Below are 23,612 nucleotides of genomic sequence, written 5' to 3' on the forward strand. Positions count from 1 at the left end.
CCCTCACCCCCCTTTCCGCGCAACCCCCCCCGGGGGGGTGCGCGGAGCCGGCACGCCCTGGGCCGGCTCCGCGCACTGCCGCTGCGCTCCCGCCTCGCCCTGCTCGTCGCCGCCACGGTGGCGCTCGCCGTCGCCGCCATCGCCACCACCAGCTGGCTCGTGGTCCGCGGCGCACTCGTCGACTCGCTCGACAAGTCGCTCAGCACCAACCGACCCAACGACCGGGACGTCAGGATCCTCATGGAGACCCAACTCCCGGCGCCCCGCTGCGCACCGCTCATGCCCAACCAGGAGACCACCTGGTACGGCATGACCCTCCAGGCCGTCATGCCCGACGGGACCACCTGCCTGATCCTCGGCGGCGAACCCCTCAAGGTCTCGGTGAGCGACAAGGCGGTCGTCGAGGGCACCCTCATCGACACCTACCACGACGCCAAGGACGCCAGCGGCCGGGAGTACCGCGTCCTGACGTACCAGATCAGCGGCGCGCCCTACGCCCTGTCGATCGCCCGCCCCTTCGACGAGATCAACGACACCCTCTCCGACCTCACCCTGGTGCTGGTGCTGGCCGCGGGGCTCGGCGTCGTCGTCGCCGGCATGTCCGGTGCCCTGGTGGCCCGGACCGGACTGCGCCCCGTCGACCAACTCACCCGAACCGTCGAACACGTGGCCCGCACCCAGGACCTGACCGTGCGCATCCCGACCGAGGGGGACGACGAGATCGCCCGGCTGTCACGCTCGTTCAACGCGATGACGGAGGCCCTCGCCTCGTCCCGGGAACTCCAACAGCAGCTGATCGCCGACGCGGGCCACGAACTGCGCACCCCGCTCACCTCGCTGCGCACCAACATCGAACTGCTCGCCCGCAGCGAGGAGACCGGCCGCGCCCTGCCCCCCGACGACCGCACCGCGCTGCTCGCCTCGGTCAAGGCCCAGATGACGGAACTCGCCTCCCTCATCGGCGACCTCCAGGAACTCTCCCGCCCCGACGGCACCAGCCGCGTCCAGGTGCTCGCCCTGCACGACCTCGCGGACCTGGCGCTGCGCCGCGCCCGGTTGCGCGGCCCGGAGCTGACCATCACCGCGGACCTCACCCCCTGGTACGTGCGCGGGGAACCGGCCGCGTTGGAACGCGCCGTCATCAACATCCTCGACAACGCGATCAAGTTCAGCCCGGCCGGCGGCGAGGTCACGGTGACCCTGCGGGAGGGCGAGCTGTCGGTGCGGGACCACGGGCCCGGCATCTCCCCCGATGACCTCCCGCACGTCTTCGACCGCTTCTGGCGTTCCCCGTCCGCCCGTTCGCTGCCCGGCTCGGGCCTCGGCCTCTCGATCGTGGCGCGCACGGTCGAACAGTCCGGCGGAACGGTTCGCCTCCAGGCCGCGGACGGTGGCGGCACCCTCGTCTCGGTACGCCTCCCGGGCGCCCCCACCCCACCCCCACAACCCCCGGACGGCCCCCGGGAAGCCGCCTGACGGGGCCCGTACGTGACGCACCGAAGGGGCCGTACGGGACGCTGGTCCCGTACGGCCCCTTCGGGCGGGTGAGGCAGGTGAGGCGGAGCTAGGGGCTAGCGGACGACGTTGATGCGGTCCGCCTTCGGCGGGGCCAACGGGGACCCGGCCGACGAACGGGCGCCGAAGTAGTCGTTCAGGGCCTTGAGGTCGTCCCCGCCGACGAGCGTGTTCTTGCCCTTGCCCAGCTCGGCGAAGCCGTCACCGCCACCGGTGAGGAAGTTGTTCAGGGCGACCCGGTAGGTGGCGTTCGGGTCCAGCGGCGCACCGTTCAGCCGGATCGAGTCGACCACGACGCGGTCCGCACCGGACTTGGTCAGGTCCAGCGTGTACGTGAAGCCGTCCGAGACCTGGAGGATCTTCGGGGCGGCCGTGTTGGAGCCGGTGACCTGCTGCTGGAGCGCGGTGACCAGCTGGGCACCGGTCAGGTCCACCAGGTTCACGGTGTTGCCGAACGGCTGCACGGTGAAGCTCTCGCCGAAGGTGACCACGCCGTCGCCCTCGGCCCCGCTCGCCCGGTGCAGCAGGTCCCCGCGGATGCCGCCCGGGTTCATCAGGGCCAGCGAAGCCTTGGGGTCCAGGGACTTGGCGTGCGCGAGCTGCGCATCGGCGATCAGGTCGCCGAGCGGGGTCTCGGGCGTCGTGGCGCCGCGGCCCGGGACGTCACCGGAGATGTAGCCGACCGGGCGGTTGGCCACCGGGGCGGCCAGCTTGTTCCAGCGGCCGATCAGCTCGGTCATGTCCGCGGCCTTCGGCTGGTCGCGCCGGACCACGTGGTTCGCGGACTTCACGCTGGTGCGGACGATGTCCTTGGTCCGCCGGTCGTACGTGAGCGTGGTCTCCGTGTACAGACGACCGAACGACGCCGCGGACGTCACCGTGCGGGGCTTGCCCGACGGGTCCGGGATGGTGCACGCGTACGGCTGGTGCGTGTGCCCCGTCACCAGCGCGTCCACCTGCGGCGAGATGCCCTTGGCGATGTCCACGATCGGACCGGAGATGCCGTCGCCCGCACCCGGCGAGTCGCAGTCGTAGTTGTACGAGGTCGAAGCCGGGTAGCCGCCCTCGTGGATCACGGCGACGATCGACTTCACGCCCTGGCGCTCCAGCACCTTCGCGTACTTGTTGACCGTCTCGACCTCGTCGTGGAACTTGAGGCCCTTGATGCCGTCCGCCGAGACGACGTCCGGCGTCCCCTCCAGGGTGATCCCGATGAACCCGACCTTGACGCCCTTCTCCTTCCACACCCAGTAGGGGGCGAGGACCGGGCGGCCCGACTTCTCGTTGGTGACGTTGGCCGCGAGGTACGGGAAGTCGGCGCCCTCGAACTTCCGGCCGGGCTCGTAACAGCCGGCCGTGGGGTGACAGCCGCCGCGCTGGATGCGCTGGAGTTCCTTGATGCCCTCGTCGAACTCGTGGTTGCCGACGCCCGCGACGTCCAGGTCCAGTGCGTTCAGGGCCTCGATGGTGGGCTCGTCGTGGAACAGACCGGACAGCATCGGGCTGCCGCCGATCAGGTCGCCCGCCGCGGTGGTCACCGAGTACCGCTCGCCCTTGCGGGCGTCCCGCAGGGAACTGGCCAGGTACTCGACGCCACCGGCCGCTATCTGCTTCGTCGTCCCGTCGGGCTGACGCTCCGTCACGTTGCCCGAGGAGCCCGAGGGCGGCTCCAGGTGACCGTGCAGGTCGTTGAAGGACAGCAGCTGGACGTCCACCGTGCGGGACGAACCGTGGCCGTGACCACGGTGGTCGTCGCGGTCGCCCCGACCGGAATCGGCGGAGGCGGGAAGGGCGGCGGTCAGCGCGCCGACCGTGGCGGCGGCGGCGACGGCCGCGAGCACGCGGATGTTCCGTCTGGACGGGGTCGAATGGATTCGCACGGGGCCCCCTGGGTGGGTGCGGTCGTCGGTGGCAATCGTCGGAAGCCTAGAGTCAACGCGCGTAGCGCAACAGGGGGTAAGGATTACGGAGTGGTTGCGGGACCGGAACCCGCGGGCCACCGCGCCACCGCACCACCACCCCGGCAAGGGTCCACGCGGGACGTAGGCTCGGGGGCATGACGAGTGAGACTGCGCCTGCGGGCGGACCGCTGCGGCGGATCGAAACGTTGACGGCGCTCACGGCCGACCAGGCGGACGCCGTGCTGGAGCTGATCGAGGAGGCGGCCCGGGAGGACGGCCAACCCGCCGTGTCCGAGCAGGGCCGCCTCCAGTTGCGCGGCGGGACCCGCGAGGGCGTGCGCCACCTGCTGCTGCTCGTCGGCGACGAACTCGTCGGTTACGCACAGTTGGAGGACACCGACCCGGTGGAGGCCCCCGCGGCCGAGCTGGTCGTCCGGCCCGCGCTCCGGGGCCGGGGCCACGGCCGCGCCCTCGGCACCGCCCTGCTGGCCGCCACCGGCAAGCGGCTACGGGTCTGGGCGCACGGCGGCCACTCCGCCGCGCGCCACCTCGCCCAGGTGCTCGGTCTGACCCTGTTCCGCGAACTGCGCCAGATGCGGCGCCCGTTGACCGCCCTGGACCTCCCGGACCCGGTGCTGCCCGAGGGCGTCACCGTACGGACCTTCGTGGTGGGCCGGGACGACGCCGACTGGCTGGCGCTGAACGCCGCAGCCTTCGCCCACCACCCGGAACAGGGTTCGCTCACCCAACGTGACCTGGACGCGCGCACGTCACAGCCCTGGTTCGACCCAGCCGGGTTCTTCCTCGCCGAGCGGGACGGCGAACTCGTCGGCTTCCACTGGACGAAGGTGCACGCCGAGGAGGGACTCGGCGAGGTGTACGTGCTGGGGGTGCGCCCCGGCGTCCAGGGCGGCGGACTCGGCAAGGCGCTCACCACGATCGGCCTGCGCCACCTCGCCGCGACGGACGCACCGACCGCGATGCTCTACGTCGACGCCGACAACACCGCCGCGGTGAAGGTGTACGAACGCCTCGGGTTCGTCACCCACGAGACGGACCTGATGTACCGCTCGGAGGCGTAGGCGGAATCTGTAGGCGTCGGGCCCGCGGCGCCGTCGACCGGGATCAGTGACAGCCGCAGGACCGGCGGACGACCAGGCGGGACGGGAACAGCTTGAGCCGTTCCCGCCTGGAACCGGGCACCCGCAGGCCGTCGTCGAGGACGAGGTCGAGGGCCGCGCGGGCCATCGCGGGCCGGTCGGAGGAGACCGTCGTCAGCGGCGGATCGGTCAACGCGGCCTCCTTCACGTCGTCGAAACCGGCGACGGCCAGCTCCCCGGGAACGTCGATCCGCAGCTCCCGGGCGGCCCGCAGCACCCCGATGGCCTGGTCGTCGGTCGCACAGACGATCGCCGGCGGGCGGCGCGGTCCGGCGAGCAGTTCCAACGCGACCTGGTACGCGTCGTACCGGTTGTACGGGGCCTGGAACAGGCGTCCCTCGATCGAGCGGCCCGCCTCCGCCATCGCGCGACGCCAACCCTCGACGTGGTCGGTGACCGGGTCGCCCACGGTCGGGGTCTCCTCGATGCCGCCCAGGCAGGCGACGTACGGGTACCCGTGCTCCAGCAGGTGACGGGTGACGAGTTGGGCGCCGCCCACGTCGTCGATGACCACGGCCACGTCCTCGATCGCCTCGGGCCTGCGGTGCAGCAGCACCACCCGGGCGTCCCAGGCGTCGATCTCGGCCGCGGCGGTCTCGCTGGGGCCCTGGCTCACCAGGATCAGGCCGGAGACCCGCATGCCGAGGAACGCGCGCAGATAGTGCACTTCGCGTTCGTCGAGGTAGTCGGAGTTGCCGACCAGCACCATCTTGCCGCGCTCGGCCGCCGCCTGTTCCACCGCGTGCGTCATCTCCGCGAAGAACGGCTGCCGGGCGTCCGGAACGATCATGCCTATGAGGTCCGTGCGGCGGGAGGCCATCGCCTGGGCGACGCGGTCCGGGCGGTACCCGAGCTCCTTGATCGCGGCCAGCACGCGTTCCCGGGTGGCCGGGGCGACCGGCCGGGGTCCGTTGTTGATCACATAGCTGACGACCGCGGTCGAGGTACCCGCCAGTCGCGCCACATCGTCCCGAGTCACCTTGGCCACGCGCGAAGTCTACGCGGAGAGACCCCGAAATGAGCGGGTCGTCCGTTCTCTGGGATCTTCCGGTGACCCGAGGGCGATCCAACGGTGACCAGGCCGGTCCCGTGCCGACCGCCGCAGGTCCCGCGCCGACCGTCCCGAACCCCGCCCGGTCACCCCCGCAGCCGGTGCGGCACCCCACCCGGAACGGGCGCGGCAGCGGCGGACCGCGACGAACCCTCAGATTCGCCGGCCCGGTCGCGCCCGTCGCGCCGGTCGGCACCGTCTCGCTCGTTCCGCTTGTCCCGCTTGTCTTGCTTGTCGTGTTTATCGGGCTTCTCGGGGATGACGAACCGGTACCCGACATTGCGGACGGTGCCGATCAGGGACTCGTTCTCCGGGCCCAGCTTCGCGCGCAGCCGCCGCACGTGGACGTCCACGGTCCGGGTGCCCCCGAAGTAGTCGTACCCCCACACCTCCTGGAGCAGCTGGGCCCGCGTGAACACCCGCCCGGGGTGCTGCGCGAGGTACTTGATCAGCTCGAACTCCTTGAAGGTGAGGTCCAGTACGCGCCCCTTCAGCTTGGCGCTGTACGTCGCCTCGTCCACCGACAGGTCACCGCCCCGGATCTCCATCGGGGAGTCGTCGGTCCCGATCTGCTGGCGACCCGTCGCGAGCCGCAGCCGCGCCTCGACCTCGGCGGGCCCCGCGGTGTCGAGGAGGACGTCGTCCACCCCCCAGTCCGCGGTCACCGCCGCGAGGCCGCCCTCCGTCACCACCAGGATCAGCGGACACCCGGGCCCCGTGGAGCGCAACAGTTGACACAGGCTGCGCACCTGCGGCAGGTCCCGCCGCCCGTCCACGAGGATCACGTCCGCCCCGGGGGTGTCGACCAGGGCGGGGCCCTCGGCGGGCGCCACCCGGACGTTGTGGAGGAGCAGTCCGAGCGCGGGCAGCACCTCCGCCGAAGGCTGGAGGGCATTGGTCAGGAGCAGGAGTGAGCTCATCGCACCCCACCCGCCCGGGTCGTCCTGCCTGCGTGCACGGTTCGCTCGCCCATAACGTCGGTTCCTCCTCGGTCCCTGCGAGGACGTTTACGGCACTGCTTCGTACTGCTCTTGCTGCTCGTACTGGTCTTACTCGTACTGGTCTTACTCGCACTGCTCATGTTGCTGCGCACTCTGTCCCGTCACGACTCCAGAGTCGTATACAACGCGCCGGAAAGCACAAAAGGACCCGGGGGCCACTTCGCCCGAGTCCTCTGCCAGCAGAATAACCCACATGCCTCCCCCATAGGCAGGGTCAACGGGTCGCCCGGAGTGTGCCGCCGCTCACGGAACCGATCCTGCGCCCTGCCGCACGGGCACGACGGACACCCGGGGCACGGCATGATGGGAGCCGTACCAGAGGACTCCGGAGGGGCGACGCATGGCGAGGGGGAAGATCCGCTACTGGGCCGCGGCGAAGGCCGCCGCGGGGGTGGCGGAGGAACCGTTCGACGCCGGGAACCTGGCCGAGGCCCTGGCCGGGGTGCGACAGCGCCACCCCGGGGAGCTGGTACGCGTGCTGGACCGCAGCTCGTTCCTGATCGACGGCGAGCCCGTCGGCACCCGGGGGCACGAGACGGTACGGCTGGCCGAGGGCGGCACGGTCGAGGTGCTCCCGCCGTTCGCAGGAGGGTGACCCCGCACGATGCCTGACCAGTCAGACCACGACTCCGACTCCCTGGCCTACCAGCCCCATCAGCCGCACCCGTCGCACCCGCAGGGCGCCGGCCACGGCACCGACCCGTCGTACGGGCACGCCCCCCCGTACGGACAGCAGCAGTACGCGTACGGGCAACAGCAGTACGGACAGCAGCACGGACAGCAGCAGGGGCAGCAGTACGGAGCGCCGTCCCCGCAGGAGCAGGCACCCGGTGCGTTCCCGCCGGCCGCCGCCCAGTACCCCGGCCACCACCCGGGCCACACGGGTCACTCTGGTCACACGGGTCACCCCGGTTTCGCGGAGCAGCCGTACGACGAGGGGCCGCAGACCCAGCAGTGGCAGGCGCCCACCTGGGAGACCCAGCTCCAGCCCCCCGTACCCGCGCTGGACCAGCAGCCCGCCCCCGCCCCGTACGCACCGGTCGCCCCCGTCGCGCCGGAGCCCGCGCCGGGTCCGGCGTACGGCCCCCCGCAGACGTACGGCCGGGGCACCCGCACCCCACCGCAGGGCACCGACCCGGGCGACCCCCGGCAGACCGACACCGGGAGCACCACGGCCGGAAACGGAACCACCGACGCCGGCTCCGCCGCGGCGCCCGCCCCGGAGCCGCAGTACGCGACGGCCGCGGACCGGGCCCGTGCGGAGGGCCGGCCGCAGATCCTGGAGCCGGGGCTCCAGCCCGCCGCGCTGACCGCGGTCCTCGCGCTGCTGATCGCCGGCGCCGGGGCCCTGCACCAGTACGCCCTGTTCCTTCCGGTGGCGCTGCTCCAGGCGGTGACGGCGGCCGGCTGGTTCCGGCTCAACGGCATGTGGCCCGCCCGGCAGGGCATCGCGCTGGCGTTCCTCGGCGGTCTCGTCGCCGATGCGGCACTGCTCGTCGCGGGCCGGGAGAACACGCCCGCCGCGGTGCTCGGCACCCTCGGCGTCTGGGTGCTGCTGTCCATCGTGCTGACCCTGCGCAGCCACGCCAGCGCGGACGAACGGCTGTACGGGTTGCTGGCCCAGGTGGTGTCGGCGGCGCTCGCGGTGGTGGCCGCCGGGCACCTCGGCGCGGAACCGGACGCGGTGGTCGTCGGGGCGCTCGCCGTCGCCGCGGCCGTGCTCGCCCGGGCCCTGCCGCTCCCCACGGTGGTGTCGGTCCTGGTGGCGCTGGTGGCCGCCGCAGCCGGCGGCGGGTTGGTGGCCGGCGGGCTGACCGACCTGGGCTCGGAAGGTGCGCTGCTCGGCCTCGCCGCCGGTGCCTGCGCCCTGGTCGGGCACCGGGCCGCCAGCTACGACTACCCCTCGCGGTTCGTGCACATGACGGCCGGCGTCGCACTGCCGCTGGCCGCCGCGGGCCCGGCGGTGTACTTCCTGGGCCGCGCCCTCGGCTGACCCGCGCGGACGCCGCCCGGGCCCGGTCCCGCCCTCCCTAGGGGGGCGGGACCCCGCTCGTTACCTGACTTCTCCCAGGGTGCCCGGCCTTCGGGTCGGGGAGGAACAGGTCTTTGGCGTGGAGGCGCGAAGCGCCGGGGTTCCCTTCGTGTCTGTGGTGACTTGCACTCTCTTCCGTTGTCAGTGGGGGGTGTTACGTTCTGGATCGTGACCACGGCGGCGATGGGCGAACAGGTGGCCGGGCATGCTCGGTATGCCTTCCGGCTGCGCGTGTCGTCTGGCGCGCTCGCGAAGCTGAACGATGAGTGGGCACGGTGTCGCTGGGTGTGGAACGAGTGTGTGGCGATGTCCCGCAAGGTCCACCAGCGCAACAAGACGACCGGCGAGAAGGCGACGTGCGGCCCGGCGCAGCTCGACAGGATGCTGACCGAGGCCCGGCAGTCGATGACCTGGCTGCGGGAAGGCGCGAGCGTTCCGCAGCAGCAGATCATCCGGGACTTCGCGAAGTCCCGGGCCAAGGCCCTGAAAGACGTCAAGGCGAAGCTGCCGATGCGGCAGCGGGCCGGGATGCCCCGGATCAAGCGCAAGCGCGAGGCGGCACCGTCGCTGAACTACACGCGGCGCGGCTTCCGGATCAAGGACGACCGGCTGCATCTTGCGGGCGGGATCGTGCTGACGGTGGCGTGGTCGCGTGAGCTGCTCACCCCGCCGTCGTCGGTGCGGGTGTACCGCGACAGCCTCGGACACTGGTACTGCTCCTTCGTCGTGGCCACGGTGACCGAGGGCCTGCCGGAGACCGGCCGGAACATCGGCATCGACTGGGGCGTCAAGGAGACCGCCACCACCACCTCAGACGCCCACGACCTGCCACATGCCCAGCACGGGAAGACGGCTGCGGCAAAGCTGGCGAAGTACCAGCGGATGACGGCCCGGCGCCGGACCCCGAAGAACCGGCCCGACACCGCTGGCTACCGCAAGGCCCGCGAGGCAGCCGCGAAGGTGTCCAAGAAGCTCGCCCGGCAGCGGAAGGACACCGGCCGCAAGTGGGCCAAGCAAGTCGTCCGGGACTTCGACCACCTCGCGGTGGAAGACTTCCGACCGAAGTTCCTCGCGAGGACCACCATGGCCCGCAAGGCGGCAGACGCCGCGATCGGCGCGACCAAGACGGCCCTGATCGAGATGGGCCGCAAGCACGGCCGGACCGTGCACCTGGTCCACCCCGCGCACACCACCATGGACTGCGCACAGTGCGGAGCGAGAGCCAAGCACGCACTTCCCCTCTCCGAGAGAACGTATACGTGCACCGCGTGCGCAGCGATGTCCCCCAGGGATAAGAATTCCGCCCGCGTGATGCTCGTCCGGGCTGGTCTCAACCCGGCTAGTGCTGATCTTGTAAGCCCTGTCCGTCGCTGACGGCCAGGCGAAGTGAGCTAGGAATCCCCTCCCATCAGTGAGGGGAGGAGTCAAAGCCGATCGACAACCTTCGACCGACCCCGTCCACAGCCTGTGGACGGGGTTAGGCTCGCCGTCTACGACCGATGCAGCCGGGGGAAGAGACCGTCCATGCGCGCACTACGCATACTCCTGATCGTGGCCGTCGTCCTGGGCGGCCTGTTCGTCGCCGCGGACCGACTCGCCGTGAACTTCGCCGAGAACGAGGCCGCCGGTCGGCTGCGCACCAGCGAGGGTCTGGCGAGCACGCCCGACGTCTCGATCAAGGGCTTCCCCTTCCTCACCCAGGCGGCGAGCGGCACCCTGGACGAGATCGAGGTCGGCATCAAGGACTACGACGCGAACGCCGGAACCGGCAGCGGCAACGGCGCGAAGCCGGTCCGGATCGAGAAGCTGACGGCCCGGATGACGGACGTCGACTTCTCCGGCGACTTCTCCTCCGCCACCGCCCAGCGCGCCACCGGCACCGCACTCGTCTCCTACCCCGAACTCCTGAAGGCCGCGCAGGTCAAGCCGGTGCAACTGGCCCGCGGGGTGACCGCGAAGGTCATCGGGCTGTCCGACGGGGGCGACGGCAAGATAGCGGTGTCCGTCGAGGCGACCGTGATGGGCCGCAAGCTCCCGCAGCCGATCACCGTGACGAGCTCCGCCACCGTGCGCAACGGCGAGGTGACCGTGGACGCGGACTCGCTGCCGAACCTCGGGGTGCCGCTCGCCGAGGAGAAGGTCCGGGAGATCACGGACTTCCGGCAGCGGATCAGCGACCTGCCCGCGGGCATCGAGCTGGACAAGGTCGAGGCCGCCCCGGACGGGGTGAACATCTCCGTGAAGGGTTCGAACGTCCGCCTCGTCGGGTAGTCCCCGGTCGTCGGCCACCTCACGGAACCCTCCTCGGAGGCCCCACGGGACACCCTCCGTCCACAGTGCGAGACGGTGAAGTCCGTACCTCAGATACGACCCCGCGCGAAGGTCCACCGGACCCCGCCCCGCCGACCCGCCGAGGTCCGCTCATCCCGCATTGCGGATGATCCTGTCTCGCGATGTGAAACATCGGTGACACGGCCACCCCCGGCTACCTACGATCGTCCCCATGCAGTGCTATTTGAGCGGTCCCCGAACGCGGGGACAGGCGGATCTGACGAAGCGGCGGGCAGTCGACCTGTGCCGCGTCGCCGCCATGCTCTGTCGCACTGTCTGAGCGGACCCCGACCCTCGGTCACCGACCCCGACGAACCGCGCGGTCCCGCCCCGTCGAGCCGCCCCGGCGGCCGGTTCCACCCAGGCCCGCGCAGCCAGGCGCCACCCCGGACCCCCGGGCTCCGCGCCGCGCGCCCTGATCCCCTGTGTTTGCCCCGCCGCAACTGCCCCGAACTGCCCCGGAGGAGAACGAGCATGAGCCGTAGCGACGTCCTGGTTGACGCCGACTGGGTCGAGGCCAACCTCGACGACCCGAAGGTCGTCATCGTCGAGGTCGACGAAGACGCCTCGGCGTACGACAAGAACCACATCAAGAACGCCATCAAGATCGACTGGCAGAAGGACCTCCAGGACCCGGTCCGCCGCGACTTCGTCGACCAGGCCGGCTTCGAGAAGCTCCTGTCCGAGCGCGGCATCGCCAACGACGACACGGTGGTCCTCTACGGCGGCAACAACAACTGGTTCGCCTCCTACGCGTACTGGTACTTCAAGCTGTACGGCCACGACTCCGTCAAGCTCCTCGACGGCGGTCGCAAGAAGTGGGAACTGGACTCCCGCGACCTGGTCGCCGAGGTCCCCGCCCGCCCGGCCACCGCGTACAAGGCCAAGGCCCAGGACACCTCGATCCGCGCCTTCCGCGACGACGCGGTCGCCGCGATCGGCGTGCAGAACCTGGTCGACGTCCGCTCCCCCGACGAGTTCTCGGGCAAGCTGCTCGCCCCGGCCCACCTCCCGCAGGAGCAGTCGCAGCGCCCGGGCCACATCCCGAGCGCCCGCAGCATCCCGTGGTCGAAGAACGCCAACGACGACGGCACCTTCAAGTCCGACGACGCGCTCAAGGCGCTGTACGAGGACGAGCAGGTCGACCTGAGCAAGGACACCATCGCGTACTGCCGCATCGGTGAGCGTTCCGCCCTGACCTGGTTCGTGCTGCACGAGCTGCTCGGCGTGACCAACGTCAAGAACTACGACGGCTCGTGGACCGAGTACGGCTCCCTCGTGGGTGTGCCGATCGAGCTCGGCCCCGCCAAGTAAGCCCCCCGACCGACAGCCAGACAGCCACTCAGGAGAGACGCATTATGTGTGGAGCCAAGGTCGGCGGCCCCGACGCCTCGACGATCAAGCCCGGTGAGACCACCATCCAGGGTCAGGTGACCCGCGACGGCGAGCCCGTCACCGGTTACGTCCGACTGCTGGACTCGACCGGCGAGTTCACCGCCGAGGTGCCCACCTCGGCCACCGGTCAGTTCCGCTTCTACGCCGCCGAGGGCACGTGGACCGTGCGCGCCCTGGTGCCCGGCGGCACGGCGGACCGTACCGTCGTCGCCCAGACCGGCGGACTCGCCGAGGTCGCGATCGCCGTCTGACGGCCACCGCGCAACGAAGCGGCCCGGAGGGCCGTACCCCAGGGGTTGGACGCCACTGGACCGGGGTACGGCGCTCCGGGCTTTTCGCGCGCTGCACGGAGCGTCCACTCATCCCTAGCGCCGGCCCCGACTGTGGGCGACCCGGAGCGTGTCGCTGAGCGCCTCCGCCAACCGGGCCACGGTGAACTTGAGTTCCGGGACGGTGAGCTTGGGTTCGTCGAGCATCGCGTGGGCGTGTCCGAGCAGGTCCTCCGCCATGGAGAGTTGGGTGGCTTCCACTCCGCCTGCGAGCCGGGAGAGGTACCCGTCCTCGTCGGCCGTCGCGAGGTAGCAGGGTTTACCTTCGGGGGACGACCAGGGGAGCAGTCGGAGCCCGGCGCCAGGAGTGTGCGTCCACTCCCCGAACCGGTACCGGACGGCCCGGGGCACGGCTTCCGCCATCGCCTCCACCTGTGACGGCTCTGCCTCCCACTCCAGGCCGCCCCCGAGGGGCCGCAGCAACCACCGCCCGCCCACCTCCCCCATGAATGTTCCCAGCGTGTCCCGTTGGGTGTCGCGGACGAGGGTGCCGGGCTGGGGTGGATCCTGGTGAGTTGGCATCTGGTGTCTCCCCTTGAGTCACTTGCAGCATCGAAGGAACGCAGGTCGTGTCGTGAGGGAAACGCCGTTGCCGGGGGAACGCTGAGATTTGATGCGCCGGACGCATGCGCGTATGCGCAGGCGCATAAGGAGATCCGCATCCCACGAACAGATGCATACCGTGAGGAGCAGATGGTGATGAGCTGGTCGGAGAGCAAGGCCCGCGAAGCTTCCGGGATTGGCGACTACGGGCGGGTCATAGAGCTGGCTCGCAAGGAGGCTCGGATGACCCAGCGGCAACTAGGGAATGCCTGCGGGCTGTCGCAGTCAGCAATTTCCCGGATGGAGAAGAGGGGAGTTGGTGCCTACAACATGACCACCCTTGCCAGAGCCGCCGGACACCTAGGAATCCCCCTCGCGCTGGTTGGCCTCGCGAGCCCAGATGTGCCAACCGGATTGCCAACAGGGCAGCCCGATCGAGCGCGAGGACGCCGGTTGCCCGTGGGGAAACCGGTTGGTGTCGGGCGGTCATCCGCCAGCGATTCATCGCCTCGCTTCCCTGAGGAAGTAGCCGACCAGACAGACGCGTTGCGTCTCGCCACCAACGCCTACAGGCGCATGGACGCCACCGTAGGAGCCCGGCAGCTCTCTGACACTGTTCACGGCCATATGCGGCTGGTGCAATCTGTGGCGGCCCGCGCCGTTGATCCCGTCAGTCGGGCCCAACTCGCCGCTGTGGGGAGCGAAGTTGCGAGTCTTGCTGGCTGGTTGAGCTGGGACATGGCGGACACCGGGTCGGCGCGGACCTGGTACGGAGCGGCGATCAAGGCCGCTCGCCGCTCTGGTGACCCGCTGTTGATGGCGTACCAGCAGGGCAGTCTTGCTCAGTTCGAGGTTGAGGCCGGCAACGTATCCCAGGGTCTGAGAATGATCCGCAGCGCCCGAGGCCGGCTAGGGGATGAACAACCGGCCATCGCCACTGCGTGGCTGGCGGCCCTCGAAGCCGTTGCCCACGCCACGGCAGGGAACGGGCATGCGGCAGATCGGGCCCTGCTCGACAGCGCGGACGGAGTGGAGAAGATGTCGGCGGAAGAGCCGCCGCCTTGGCCGTGGGTCTTCGCTTTTGACCAGCGCAAGGTGGCAGCTGCCCGGGTCGCTTGTGGTGCACGGTTGGCCCGACCCCAATGGGTCACTACGTCACTCGACGACGCGAAGGCGGCCCTGTCGTCTCATCACCACAAACAGCGGGCGCTGCTCGGCTTAGACGTGGCGACTGGGCACCTGGCTGCCGGTCACCTCGATACCGCATTCGGCCTCGCCACCCGAGCCCTCGATACCGGCCTCCGACTGCGCTCCGGCCGCATTGTCGAGCGGGCTCGCACCTTCCGTCGGAGCTACGCATCGAACACGCCGCCGGCGGTCATCCAGGATTTCGACGCGAGACTCCACGACGCATACCTGTAGGTCCTTATCGGCACTTCTCACATCAGTAGGAGACGGGAGATCACTCATGAGACTGGGAATCACTGGCCACCGCGGTCTGCCCAGTGAAGTCGAAGCGCAGGTGCGGGCTCTCCTCGCCAAGGTGGTGACCTACTACGACGCCGCTGAACTGGTCGTCGTCAGCTGCATCGCCGATGGCCCCGACACGTGGTTCACCCTGGCCGTACTCGAACACGGCGGGCAACTGGAAGTCGTCCTGCCCGCCGAGGAGTACCGCGCGGACCTGCCCGACTGGCACCACGACACCTACGACGAGCTCCTCCGCCGAGCTGCCTCCGTGCACCGCACGGGACTCGACGCGTCGGGTTCCCGTGCCCACATGGCGGGCAGCGAGCTCCTGGTCGACCAGGTTGACCGACTGATCGCCGTCTGGGACGGGCAGCCCGCGCGCGGGTACGGAGGAAGCGCCGACGTCGTTGCGTACGCACGCGAGAAGGGCGTGCCCGTGACGGTGACGTGGCCCGCCGGCGCCCGACGGGACTGACCGGCTCCGAGCACCGAAAAGCGCGTCCGCCTCGACTTCCAACCGGGCCGGGCCCAGGCACCGGACGTACGCTGGAGACATGTACGCACGCAGGCGGCATGTGTACTTCGCCATGATGGGCACGTGCGTGGTGCTCTTCGTCCTGGCGTGGTCCGTGGTGCGCCTGTGGTCGATCCCCGCGGCCGTCGCCATGTGCGTGGTCGCGATGCTCATTCCGCCGGTCGCCGCGATCATGGCCAACCGTCGGGGCCCCGACGACCGCTGGTGGGACGCGCCGTCCGGTGACCCCAAGTCCGACGAGTGGTGGGACGAACTGGACGGCAAACGCTGATCCCCCTTCGGGGACGCTGTTCCCGTGTGGTGCGCTGTGGTTGCCCGCGCCCCTTTTGGTGCGTTCACCTGGCGGTGCGCTGTTTCCGTGCGGGTGCGCGGTGCGTTTTGCGCAGTTCCCCGCGCCCCTTTAGGTGCGTTCCGCTGTGGGTGCGCTGGTTCTGTGCGGGTGCGCTGTGGTCTCGCGCAGTTCCCCGCGCCCCTATCGGGGCGGGGCCACGCCTCGCCGTCGCGAATCCGCCCGCACGGGACAACGCACCGACAGGTGAACGCACCCGAAGGGGGCGCGGGGAACTGCGCAAACACACCACGTACCCGCACAGGACCAGCGCACGCCCAGACGAACGCACCAAAAGGGGCGCGGGGAACTGCGCGAACCTCCAGCGCACCGCACCGGACAACGCACCCACAGGTGAACGCACCCGAAGGGGGCGCGGGGAACTGCGCAAACACACCACGCACCCGCACGAAAACAGCGCACCGCCAGGTGAACGCACCAAAACCACAGCGCACCCGCACGAACGAACGAGCCCACCGCAGGTGCCCCGTACGAGCGGCGGTACGTCAATAGACGAGCGCCTGCGTGCCGTCAGCCATCGCCTCCTGGACGAACACCTGCGCCCCCGCAATCCGCACACCGTCGAGCACATCGCCCTGCGTGATGTCGCGCCGCGCCGCACACTGCGTGCACAGGGTGACCGACCCCCCGGCCAGCACCCCCTCGATCAGCTCGGGCAACGGCGCCGCATGCGGCAGTTCGAACTCGGCCGCGCGCCCGGGCAGCGCGAACCACGCCGACTCCCCGGTCAACCACAACGACACCTCGACGCCACTGGCCACGGCGACCGCCGCCACCGTGAACGCCTGGGAGCACCGTTCGGGCGCGTCCGCCCCCGCCGTCACCTTGATCACGAGCTTCTTCGCCATGCCCGAATCGTAATCGTGTATCCCGCAACCACACAGTGTGCCCACGGGTCTCCCCTGCGTTGAACTGATCCTCAGAGGAGATCCCGTGGAACCACCGAGACCCGACGAGGGGCCCCGGACCGCACCCGGCCGCCCCCGGAGGAGGACACTCCCGCTGCTCGCCGGAGCGGCGGCACTCGGTGTCATCGCCGGTGCCTGCGTCGGCTACCTGATCCAGGCCGACCGCACCCCCACCCCGCTCGCACCGCTGTCCCAGCCGGTCGTCCCGACCGCGCCCCGCGGCGACACCGCCCCGGCCGACCCCGCCGCCCGCACCGCCGGCGACCTGCGCGAACTGCTGCTCCCCGCACCCCGCGGGGCACGCGACCTGCGGGGTTGGTCGCCGCTCGGCCGGCAGCTGGAGCTGTACGGCATCCCGGCGGGGCGGCTGAGCAACCTGGTCGATCACGACTTCCGCCGCACCGCCCAGGCCACCTGGCGCACCGGCAGCCGCGGGGTCAAGGTCCAGCTCGACCAGTACCGGACGGGCCCGGAGCACCATCTCCCCCGCGTGGTGGACGGAATGAGCTACCAGGCGGCCGGAGAGAGCGGGACGCCTGGCACCGCCTTGCCCGGTTCGAGCAACGGAATGGTGTTCACGCACACGACACCCGAGCAGGTCGACGGCCGACCGATGTACCTGGGCCAGGCCCACGCGTGGCGCGGCGACGTGGTCGTACGCGTGATCATCACGGGCACCACGCCGATCCCCGAGCAGGAGATCAGCGAACTGGCACGACGACAGGTGGCCCGGCTGTGAACGAGGAAGCACCCGCGACCGGGCGCCGGCGGGCCAAGCTAGTGACGGCCCTCGCCCTGGCCGGCGCGACAGTCATCGCCACCGGAGTCACCGCCGCGACGGTGGCCACCGCCGACCGCACCCCGCCCGCACCCGTCTGGGCGTCCGCGGACACCCCGCAACCGCCGGCGAAGCGCCCCGAAGGACTCGCCGCGCTCCTCGTTCCCTACGAGGCGGACTACGGCTACCGACCCGGTCCCGACGACGTCGAACTAGGCGGTCACGACACCGTCCTGAGCGGCGACGAGATCAGGAAACGGTTCCGGGCGGAGAACCCCACCTGGTCGGACGACGAGCGCCGAGACCTGGAACGGGGTCTCGCGAACACCGACGTCGAGGCGACGGCCGTGCGGAGCTACGCCCGGGAGTACGGCGGGCAGGGCAACGTCGTCCGGATCTCCTTGTCCCGCTTGCCGAGCAAGAACACCGGGCCCGTGGCGCGGATCATGGCGGACTCCCTCGCGAAGAAGCCCGGCGCCGTGCCGGGGCCGACACCGGAGGGGCACCGCGAAGCCCGCTGCTACCGGTTTCCCTCGATCCAACCGAAGGAGTCCAGCGAAACCTCGGACCGGGTGGACTCACTGGAGTGCGTGGCCCACGTCGGCGACGTGCTGATGCTCGCCTTCGTGCACTCCGCCGGGCCCCTGGACCAGTACCGCCTGGCACTCATCGGCGGTCAACTCGACCGCCTCACCCAGCAGGGGCAGCCCGCATGACCATCGAGACGATCGAACAGACCCCGGTGGACACCGCGGACGAGGCGCCCCCGAAGGACCCGCGCCGCGGCCCGGGCGCCCTCGTCCGCTGGGCGGCGGCGGTCCTGGTCTTCGCCGCCGCGGCGACCGGCATCGCCTACGGCCTGACCACCGTCGAACGCGCCGAGGTGCCCGGCCTGGCGACCGACTCAGACGGCCGGTGGGACTACCCGCGGATCGAGCGGCCCGCGCTGCCCGAGGGCTCCCCCGCACCCTTCGCGGAGGACAACCCGGCCGCCGTCCACCACGCCCCGCTGCGGGAACTCCTGCTGCCGGCGCCGCGCGGCTCGGTCCCCGACCCGGGCCTGAAGGACGAGGACGGTTGGCTGCCGCCCGGCGAGTTCGCGGAGCTCTTCACCCTGCCGCAGGACCGCGCCGAGATCCGTCAGCAGCTCATCGACTACGCCGTACCGGGGATCGCCGCCCGGGGCTGGACCACACCGGACGGCACCCGCACCCGGGTCTACCTGCTGCGGTTCGGCAGCGCGGGCGCGGCGGAGTCCTGGCGGCTCGCCCACGGCTGGAGCAGCACGGGTCCCGTCCACGAGCTCAAGGACGTGTCGGTCGCCCGTCGCGACACGGAGTTCCCCGAGGAGGCCCAGCAGGAGTACGTCACCGCGTACCCCTTCACGGACGCCGAGCCGCAGGGCCGCAAGCACACCCGACTCGCCTTCCTCACCGCGGGCGACACCGTCGGCCTGGTCATCCAGTCCCGGGCGGGAGGCGCCCGTGACGTCCCGTTCCAGCAGACCGTGACCCTCCAGGGTCAGCTGCTCGGCTGACCTCACCGCGAAGCCCGGGCCCCCGCCCACTAAACTGGGGCCCGGCCCGGCACCGCCGGCCCCGCCCGACCGCCCACCGAGGAGCACCCCGTGGTCATCTTTTTCGAAGTCCTTCTCGCGCTCGTCTGCGTCGGCGTCCTCGCCTTCACGGGGCTGGCTGTGAAGAAGCTGTACCAGGGCCAGCGCTGATCCCCACCTAGGAACCTCCGCTCATGATCGAGATCCCGTCCGACCTGCACAAGGACCTCGTCCCCCTCGCGTTCCTCCTCGGGAACTGGGCGGGCGCGGGCGTCACCGACTTCCCCGGGGCCGAAAAGGCCAACTTCGGACAGGAGGTCACCTTCAGCCACGACGGACGGGACTTCCTGGAGTACCGCTCCCACACCTGGATCCTCGACAACGACGGCAACAAGGTGAAGCCGCTGGAGTCCGAGGCCGGTTTCTGGCGCATCGACGCGGACCGCAAGGTCGAGGTGACCATGGTCCGGGACGACGGCGTCGTCGAGATCTGGTACGGCGAGCTGGCCGACAAGAAGCCGCAGATCGACCTGGTCACCGACGCGGTCGCGCGGACCGCGGCCTCCGGCCCCTACACCGGTGGCAAGCGCCTGTACGGCTACGTCAAGAGCGACCTGATGTGGGTCGGTGAGAAGCAGACGCCCGACGTCCCGCTGCGCCCGTACATGTCCGCCCACCTGAAGAAGGTCGTCAGCCCCGAGGACGTGGCCAACTGGGCGAAGGACCTCGGCGACCTCCCCGACGACGGGATCGCCTTCTTCAAGTAGCCCCGCCGGCCCCACGGCCCCCGGCAACCCCGACGACCCCGCGCGCGAACCCCTCGCGCCGGGGCCGTCGCGTTTTCGCCAGCGTCCCGGGGGATTGCGTCGGCCGGGCCCCGACCCGTCCGGCCCTGCCTACACTGGTCGCGTGGTGAGCACCGACTGGAAGGCCGACCTGCGGCGCCGCGGCTATCGACTGACGCCGCAGCGGCAGCTGGTGCTGGAGGCCGTCGACGCGCTGGAGCACGCGACGCCCGACGACATCCTGTGCGAGGTGCGCAAGACGGCGTCCGGGATCAACATCTCCACCGTGTACCGCACCCTGGAGCTGCTGGAGGAACTGGGGCTGGTCAGCCACGCCCACCTCGGGCACGGGGCGCCGACCTACCACCTCGCGGCCCGCCACCACCACCTGCACCTGGTGTGCCGGGACTGCTCGGGCGTCATCGAAGCGGACGTGACCGTCGCCGACGAGTTCACCGCGAAGCTGCACGCCACCTTCGACTTCGACACCGACATGAAGCACTTCGCGATCTTCGGACGGTGCGGGAACTGCCGCACCGCACCGAAACCGGCGGCCGACGAGGACCGGGCCGCCGCCGGGAAATAATCCCGGGCCGCGGCGGGTCGTACCCTGAGTGGATATGAAGAGCCCCTTGTTGTCGCTGCCCGGTGCCGTCTCCGCCGAAGGCGTGGACGAAGGCGTCGCCGGCCACTACGGCGACCTGTTCCGTGAGCAGCGCGCCCTCGCCGACGGCACCGGCTTCGTGGACCTGTCGCACCGCGGGGTCATCACCGTCACCGGCGACGACCGCTTGGCCTGGCTGCACCTGCTGCTCACCCAGCACGTCAGCGAGCTGCCGCCCGGCCGCGCCACCGAGGCACTGGTCCTGTCCGCCAACGGACACATCGAGCACGCCCTGTACCTGGTCGACGACGGCACGACGGTGTGGGTGCACGTCGAACCGGGCACGCAGCAGGCGCTGATCGCGTACCTGGAGTCGATGAAGTTCTTCTACCGGGTGGAGGTCGCCGACCGCACGGACGAGTTCGCCGTCGTCCACCTGCCCGCCGGGTCCATCGCCCCCGTCCCCGAGGACGTCGTCGTCCGGGAGACCGGCCACGGGCGGGACCTGTTCCTGCCGCGCGCCCGGCTGGCGGACCTCTCCGGCAGCGGCCCGTTCGGCCCGCCGGCGGGCGTGCTCGCGTACGAAGCGCTACGGGTGGAGGGTCACCGGCCCCGGCTGGGCTTCGAGACGGACCACCGCACGATCCCGCACGAGCTGGGGTGGATCGGTTCCGCCGTGCACCTCCAGAAGGGCTGCTACCGGGGTCAGGAGACCGTCGCCCGGGTGCAGAACCTCGGCAAGCCGCCCCGCAGGCTGGTCTTCCTCCACCTCGACGGCAGCGAGGTGCACCTGCCGCCCCGCGGCACCGAACTGCGGCGCGCCGCCGACGGCCCCGACGGACGGGCGATCGGGTTCGTCACCACCTCGGTCCGCCACCACGAACTGGGGCCCATCGCCCTCGCGCTGATCAAGCGGAACGTCCCCGTCGACGCGGACCTCCTCGCAGACACCACCGCCGCGGCCCAGGAGACCGTCGTCGCCCCCTGAACACCCGGGACGCGCGAGACGGCCCGGCGCCGGAGGGGGCAGACCTCCAGCAGGTCAGACCTCCAGCAACACGGTGAACGGGCCGTCGTTCGTCAGGGACACCCGCATCGACGCGCCGAACCGCCCCGTGGCGACCTTCGCGCCCAGCTCGCGCAGCCGGGCCACCACCTCGTCGACCAGCGGCTCGGCCACCTCGCCGGGGGCCGCCGCGTTCCAGGTGGGCCGCCGGCCCTTGCGGGCGTCCCCGTAGAGGGTGAACTGGCTGATCACCAGCAGCGGGGCGCCCGTGTCCGAGCAGGACCGCTCCCCGTCGAGGATGCGCAGCGTCCACAGTTTGCGGGCCAGCCGCGCCGCCTGCTCGGGGGTGTCCTCATGGGTCACCCCCACCAGGACGCACAGGCCCTCCCCGTCGATCTCCCCGACCGTCTCGCCCTCGACGACGACGTCCGCCCCGTCCACCCGCTGCACCACCGCTCGCATGCGCACCATCATGCCCGCACCCGCCGGTCGTGTGCCCCCACGCCCATCCGGGGGCACTCGCATGCTCCCGAACCCCCCATCCGGGGCCGATCGGGGGCACTCGGTCACATAGCGCCCACTCGGGGTGGCACGATGCTTCCCAGGCGGTAGGCCGCACCGGTCGAGGGGACGGTTAACGATCACATGAGCACACCGAGTACCGGGCGTCAGCAGCCCGTACCCGTGTCACTGACCCGGACGAGCCCGCGGACGAGAAGCACCGTGAAGGGCGGCGCGAGAACGGGCGCGCGACCACCCGCACAGCGCACCGCCCAGACCCCGCTCTTCGAACGGCTGCCGCAACCCGACCTGACCGCGCTGACCCTGCCCGAGCTGCGCGGGCTGCGCCGGGACGCGCAACGGGACGAGGCCGACCTCAGCTACGTGCGGCGGCTGCTCCAGGGCCGCATCGACATCCTGTGCGCGGAGCTCGGCCGGCGCACCGCCCCCAAGGCGCCCGTCGTGGACCGGCTGTCCGAGATCCTCGCCGACCAGCCCGCCCGGCACCGCTCCTCCGCCCGGCACGTCACCCTCGGCACCCCGCACGGCGAGGAGTACCGAAGGCTCGCCGCGGAGATGCTCGGCGAGGTCGAGCTCTCCGATCTCGCCGCCCGCACCGACCAGGAGCTGCGGGACGCCCGGGGGCGGCTCGTCCAGTACGAACAGCAGGTGTCAGGACGACGACAGACCCTCCAGCGGACCACCGACGAGTGCAGCGCGGAGATCGCCCGCAGGTACCGTGAGGGCGAAGCACAAGTCGACGACCTGCTCGTCTGACCCCGTCGGCCCGGCGATCCCGGGCGGCCGGTCGCGGGCCGTCCCCCGGAGGCCACCTGCCATGTCCACCAGCCCCGTCCCCAACCCCGTGACGTCCCCGGAGCCGCGGCCCGACGTGCCGCCGGTGCTCGCCGAGGTGGTGCGGTCCGGCTTCGTGGAGGGGCGGCACCGGGGGCACCTGGTGGTGCTCGCCGCGGACGGCGGGGTGGAACGGGTGCTCGGGGACGCCGACGCACCCGTGTTCCCCCGGTCGACGAACAAGCCGATGCAGGCCGCCGCGATCCTGCGGGCGGGGGTCCCGCTCACCGGACGGCGGCTCGCCCTGACCGCCGCCAGCCACTCAGGCGAATCGTTTCACCTGGAGTTGGTGCGGACCCTGCTCACCGAGTACGGGCTCACCGAGGAGCAGCTCCAGTGCCCGCCCGACCTGCCGCTCGACGCGACGGAGGCGGAGGCGTACCTCGCGGCCGGCGGCACCCGGGAGCGGGTCACCATGAACTGCTCGGGCAAGCACACGGCGATGCTCGCCGCCTGTCTGCGCAACGGCTGGCCGCTCGACTCCTACCTCGACCCGGGCCATCCGCTCCAGCTCCTGGTGCGCGACACGGTCGAGGAGGCCGCCGGGGAGAGCATCGCGGCGACGGGCACCGACGGGTGCGGGGCGCCGCTGTTCGCGCTGTCCCTGACGGGGCTCGCCCGGGCGTTCCGCTCCTTCGTGCGGGCGCCCCAGGGGTCGCCCGAGCGGCAGGTCGCGGACGCCATGCGCAGCCACCCCGAGTACGTGGCGGGGACCCGGCGGGCCGACACCTGGCTGATGCGGGCGGTGCCGGGGACGCTGGCGAAGATGGGCGCCGAGGCCGTCCAGGCGGTGGCGCTGCCCGATGGACGCGCCCTCGCCTTCAAGATCGAGGACGGTGGCGGGCGCGCCCTGGGTCCGGTCCTGGCCCGGGTGCTGCACCAGCTGGACGTCCACGACGAGGTGGTGGACCGCATCGGCCGGGCGCCCCTCACCGGCGGCGCGGCCGAGGTGGGCGCCGTGCGCGCCGCGTTCTGACCCCCGCCGCCGGGGCGTCGGCACTGGGGCTC

The 23,612-nt window shown here is 71.3% G+C and carries 26 protein-coding genes and 1 pseudogene; 21 read left to right on the forward strand and 6 right to left on the reverse strand.

Features of this window, described 5'->3' with window-relative positions; translation table 11 throughout:
* The first annotated feature begins 57 nt into the window (after positions 1-57).
* On the forward strand, positions 58-1,476 hold the full coding sequence (locus ACFV88_RS14070; RefSeq protein WP_385490196.1) for a sensor histidine kinase: 1,419 nt from the start codon (positions 58-60) through the stop codon (positions 1,474-1,476).
* Positions 1,477-1,571: 95 nt separating this feature from the next.
* Here the strand turns inward: ACFV88_RS14070 and ACFV88_RS14075 are convergent, their stop codons facing one another.
* Complete coding sequence (locus ACFV88_RS14075; RefSeq protein ID WP_385490198.1) at positions 1,572-3,389, reverse strand: bifunctional metallophosphatase/5'-nucleotidase; 1,818 nt, start codon at positions 3,387-3,389, stop codon at positions 1,572-1,574.
* 182 nt (positions 3,390-3,571) lie between these two features.
* Here ACFV88_RS14075 and mshD point away from each other — a divergent pair, with 182 nt between their 5' ends.
* Positions 3,572-4,498 carry a mycothiol synthase gene (mshD, locus tag ACFV88_RS14080; RefSeq protein ID WP_385490062.1) on the forward strand — a complete coding sequence of 309 codons (927 nt, stop codon included), beginning with the start codon at positions 3,572-3,574 and terminating at the stop codon, positions 4,496-4,498.
* A 43-nt stretch (positions 4,499-4,541) separates the two neighbouring features.
* Here the strand turns inward: mshD and ACFV88_RS14085 are convergent, their stop codons facing one another.
* Together ACFV88_RS14085 and ACFV88_RS14090 are read right to left on the reverse strand one after the other, a co-directional pair.
* Positions 4,542-5,564: a LacI family DNA-binding transcriptional regulator gene (locus ACFV88_RS14085; RefSeq protein WP_385490065.1), complete on the reverse strand. Its 1,023-nt coding sequence runs from the start codon at positions 5,562-5,564 to the stop codon at positions 4,542-4,544.
* 149 nt (positions 5,565-5,713) lie between these two features.
* On the reverse strand, positions 5,714-6,547 hold the full coding sequence (locus ACFV88_RS14090) for a response regulator transcription factor (protein ID WP_385490067.1): 834 nt from the start codon (positions 6,545-6,547) through the stop codon (positions 5,714-5,716).
* Between the two features lie 421 nt (positions 6,548-6,968).
* Between ACFV88_RS14090 and ACFV88_RS14095 the strand changes: the two genes are divergently transcribed.
* The 7 genes from ACFV88_RS14095 to ACFV88_RS14125 all read left to right on the forward strand — a co-directional run bounded on the left by ACFV88_RS14095 (position 6,969) and on the right by ACFV88_RS14125 (position 12,637).
* Positions 6,969-7,223 (forward strand): MoaD/ThiS family protein, encoded by a 255-nt coding sequence (locus ACFV88_RS14095; protein WP_385490070.1) that lies wholly within the window; start codon positions 6,969-6,971, stop codon positions 7,221-7,223.
* A gap of 9 nt (positions 7,224-7,232) precedes the next feature.
* The gene (locus ACFV88_RS14100; RefSeq protein ID WP_385490073.1) at positions 7,233-8,621 is read left to right on the forward strand and encodes a hypothetical protein; all 1,389 of its coding nucleotides are present in this window, start codon (positions 7,233-7,235) and stop codon (positions 8,619-8,621) included.
* Between the two features lie 222 nt (positions 8,622-8,843).
* The gene (locus tag ACFV88_RS14105; protein WP_385490201.1) at positions 8,844-10,034 is read left to right on the forward strand and encodes an RNA-guided endonuclease InsQ/TnpB family protein; all 1,191 of its coding nucleotides are present in this window, start codon (positions 8,844-8,846) and stop codon (positions 10,032-10,034) included.
* A gap of 150 nt (positions 10,035-10,184) precedes the next feature.
* The gene (locus tag ACFV88_RS14110; protein WP_385490076.1) at positions 10,185-10,931 is read left to right on the forward strand and encodes a DUF2993 domain-containing protein; all 747 of its coding nucleotides are present in this window, start codon (positions 10,185-10,187) and stop codon (positions 10,929-10,931) included.
* Between the two features lie 232 nt (positions 10,932-11,163).
* The gene (locus ACFV88_RS14115) at positions 11,164-11,271 is read left to right on the forward strand and encodes a putative leader peptide (RefSeq protein ID WP_385490079.1); all 108 of its coding nucleotides are present in this window, start codon (positions 11,164-11,166) and stop codon (positions 11,269-11,271) included.
* Positions 11,272-11,465: 194 nt separating this feature from the next.
* Positions 11,466-12,305 (forward strand): sulfurtransferase, encoded by an 840-nt coding sequence (locus tag ACFV88_RS14120; protein ID WP_385490082.1) that lies wholly within the window; start codon positions 11,466-11,468, stop codon positions 12,303-12,305.
* Between the two features lie 44 nt (positions 12,306-12,349).
* Entirely contained in the window at positions 12,350-12,637 is a 288-nt protein-coding gene (locus ACFV88_RS14125; protein WP_385490085.1) for a DUF1416 domain-containing protein, read from the forward strand.
* A gap of 114 nt (positions 12,638-12,751) precedes the next feature.
* On the opposite strand, the gene ACFV88_RS14130 is transcribed toward ACFV88_RS14125, so the two are convergent.
* A complete protein-coding gene (locus tag ACFV88_RS14130; protein WP_385490087.1) occupies positions 12,752-13,237 on the reverse strand; it encodes a hypothetical protein in 486 nt (161 codons plus the stop codon).
* Between the two features lie 264 nt (positions 13,238-13,501).
* Between ACFV88_RS14130 and ACFV88_RS14135 the strand changes: the two are divergent.
* The 4 genes and pseudogenes from ACFV88_RS14135 to ACFV88_RS14150 all read left to right on the forward strand — a co-directional run.
* Positions 13,502-13,576, forward strand: a pseudogene (locus tag ACFV88_RS14135) (helix-turn-helix domain-containing protein); the annotation flags it as partial.
* A gap of 420 nt (positions 13,577-13,996) precedes the next feature.
* Complete coding sequence (locus tag ACFV88_RS14140; RefSeq protein WP_385490216.1) at positions 13,997-14,680, forward strand: DNA-binding protein; 684 nt, start codon at positions 13,997-13,999, stop codon at positions 14,678-14,680.
* Between the two features lie 46 nt (positions 14,681-14,726).
* On the forward strand, positions 14,727-15,203 hold the full coding sequence (locus ACFV88_RS14145; protein ID WP_385490090.1) for a hypothetical protein: 477 nt from the start codon (positions 14,727-14,729) through the stop codon (positions 15,201-15,203).
* Positions 15,204-15,282: 79 nt separating this feature from the next.
* Positions 15,283-15,534 carry a DUF3099 domain-containing protein gene (locus tag ACFV88_RS14150; RefSeq protein WP_385490092.1) on the forward strand — a complete coding sequence of 84 codons (252 nt, stop codon included), beginning with the start codon at positions 15,283-15,285 and terminating at the stop codon, positions 15,532-15,534.
* 563 nt (positions 15,535-16,097) lie between these two features.
* Here the strand turns inward: ACFV88_RS14150 and ACFV88_RS14155 are convergent.
* Entirely contained in the window at positions 16,098-16,460 is a 363-nt protein-coding gene (locus ACFV88_RS14155) for a DsrE family protein (RefSeq protein WP_385490095.1), read from the reverse strand.
* Between the two features lie 85 nt (positions 16,461-16,545).
* On the opposite strand from ACFV88_RS14155, the gene ACFV88_RS14160 reads away from it, so the two are divergent.
* The 6 genes from ACFV88_RS14160 (at position 16,546) to ACFV88_RS14185 (ending at position 21,230) form a co-directional block, all read left to right on the forward strand.
* Positions 16,546-17,259, forward strand: coding sequence for a hypothetical protein (locus tag ACFV88_RS14160; protein ID WP_385490098.1), 714 nt, complete (start codon positions 16,546-16,548; stop codon positions 17,257-17,259).
* Positions 17,256-18,014: a hypothetical protein gene (locus ACFV88_RS14165; protein WP_385490101.1), complete on the forward strand. Its 759-nt coding sequence runs from the start codon at positions 17,256-17,258 to the stop codon at positions 18,012-18,014. Before ACFV88_RS14160 ends, ACFV88_RS14165 begins: the two co-directional genes overlap by 4 nt.
* Positions 18,011-18,835 (forward strand): hypothetical protein, encoded by an 825-nt coding sequence (locus ACFV88_RS14170; protein WP_385490104.1) that lies wholly within the window; start codon positions 18,011-18,013, stop codon positions 18,833-18,835. Before ACFV88_RS14165 ends, ACFV88_RS14170 begins: the two co-directional genes overlap by 4 nt.
* Before the next feature lie 212 nt (positions 18,836-19,047).
* On the forward strand, positions 19,048-19,620 hold the full coding sequence (locus tag ACFV88_RS14175) for an FABP family protein (RefSeq protein WP_385490107.1): 573 nt from the start codon (positions 19,048-19,050) through the stop codon (positions 19,618-19,620).
* A gap of 142 nt (positions 19,621-19,762) precedes the next feature.
* Positions 19,763-20,224, forward strand: coding sequence for a Fur family transcriptional regulator (locus ACFV88_RS14180; protein WP_385490110.1), 462 nt, complete (start codon positions 19,763-19,765; stop codon positions 20,222-20,224).
* Between the two features lie 34 nt (positions 20,225-20,258).
* Entirely contained in the window at positions 20,259-21,230 is a 972-nt protein-coding gene (locus ACFV88_RS14185) for a YgfZ/GcvT domain-containing protein (RefSeq protein ID WP_385490113.1), read from the forward strand.
* A 54-nt stretch (positions 21,231-21,284) separates the two neighbouring features.
* Here the strand turns inward: ACFV88_RS14185 and dtd are convergent, their stop codons facing one another.
* Positions 21,285-21,710 carry a D-aminoacyl-tRNA deacylase gene (gene dtd, locus ACFV88_RS14190; RefSeq protein ID WP_385490115.1) on the reverse strand — a complete coding sequence of 142 codons (426 nt, stop codon included), beginning with the start codon at positions 21,708-21,710 and terminating at the stop codon, positions 21,285-21,287.
* 183 nt (positions 21,711-21,893) lie between these two features.
* On the opposite strand from dtd, the gene ACFV88_RS14195 reads away from it, so the two are divergent.
* Both ACFV88_RS14195 and ACFV88_RS14200 read left to right on the forward strand, forming a co-directional pair.
* Positions 21,894-22,526, forward strand: coding sequence for an ABC transporter substrate-binding protein (locus ACFV88_RS14195; protein ID WP_385490118.1), 633 nt, complete (start codon positions 21,894-21,896; stop codon positions 22,524-22,526).
* A 61-nt stretch (positions 22,527-22,587) separates the two neighbouring features.
* Positions 22,588-23,580: an asparaginase gene (locus ACFV88_RS14200; RefSeq protein WP_385490121.1), complete on the forward strand. Its 993-nt coding sequence runs from the start codon at positions 22,588-22,590 to the stop codon at positions 23,578-23,580.
* The last annotated feature ends 32 nt before the right edge of the window (positions 23,581-23,612 follow it).

Source organism: Streptomyces sp. NPDC059816 (assembly GCF_042732055.1).
Taxonomy (GTDB): Bacteria; Actinomycetota; Actinomycetes; order Streptomycetales; family Streptomycetaceae; genus Streptomyces.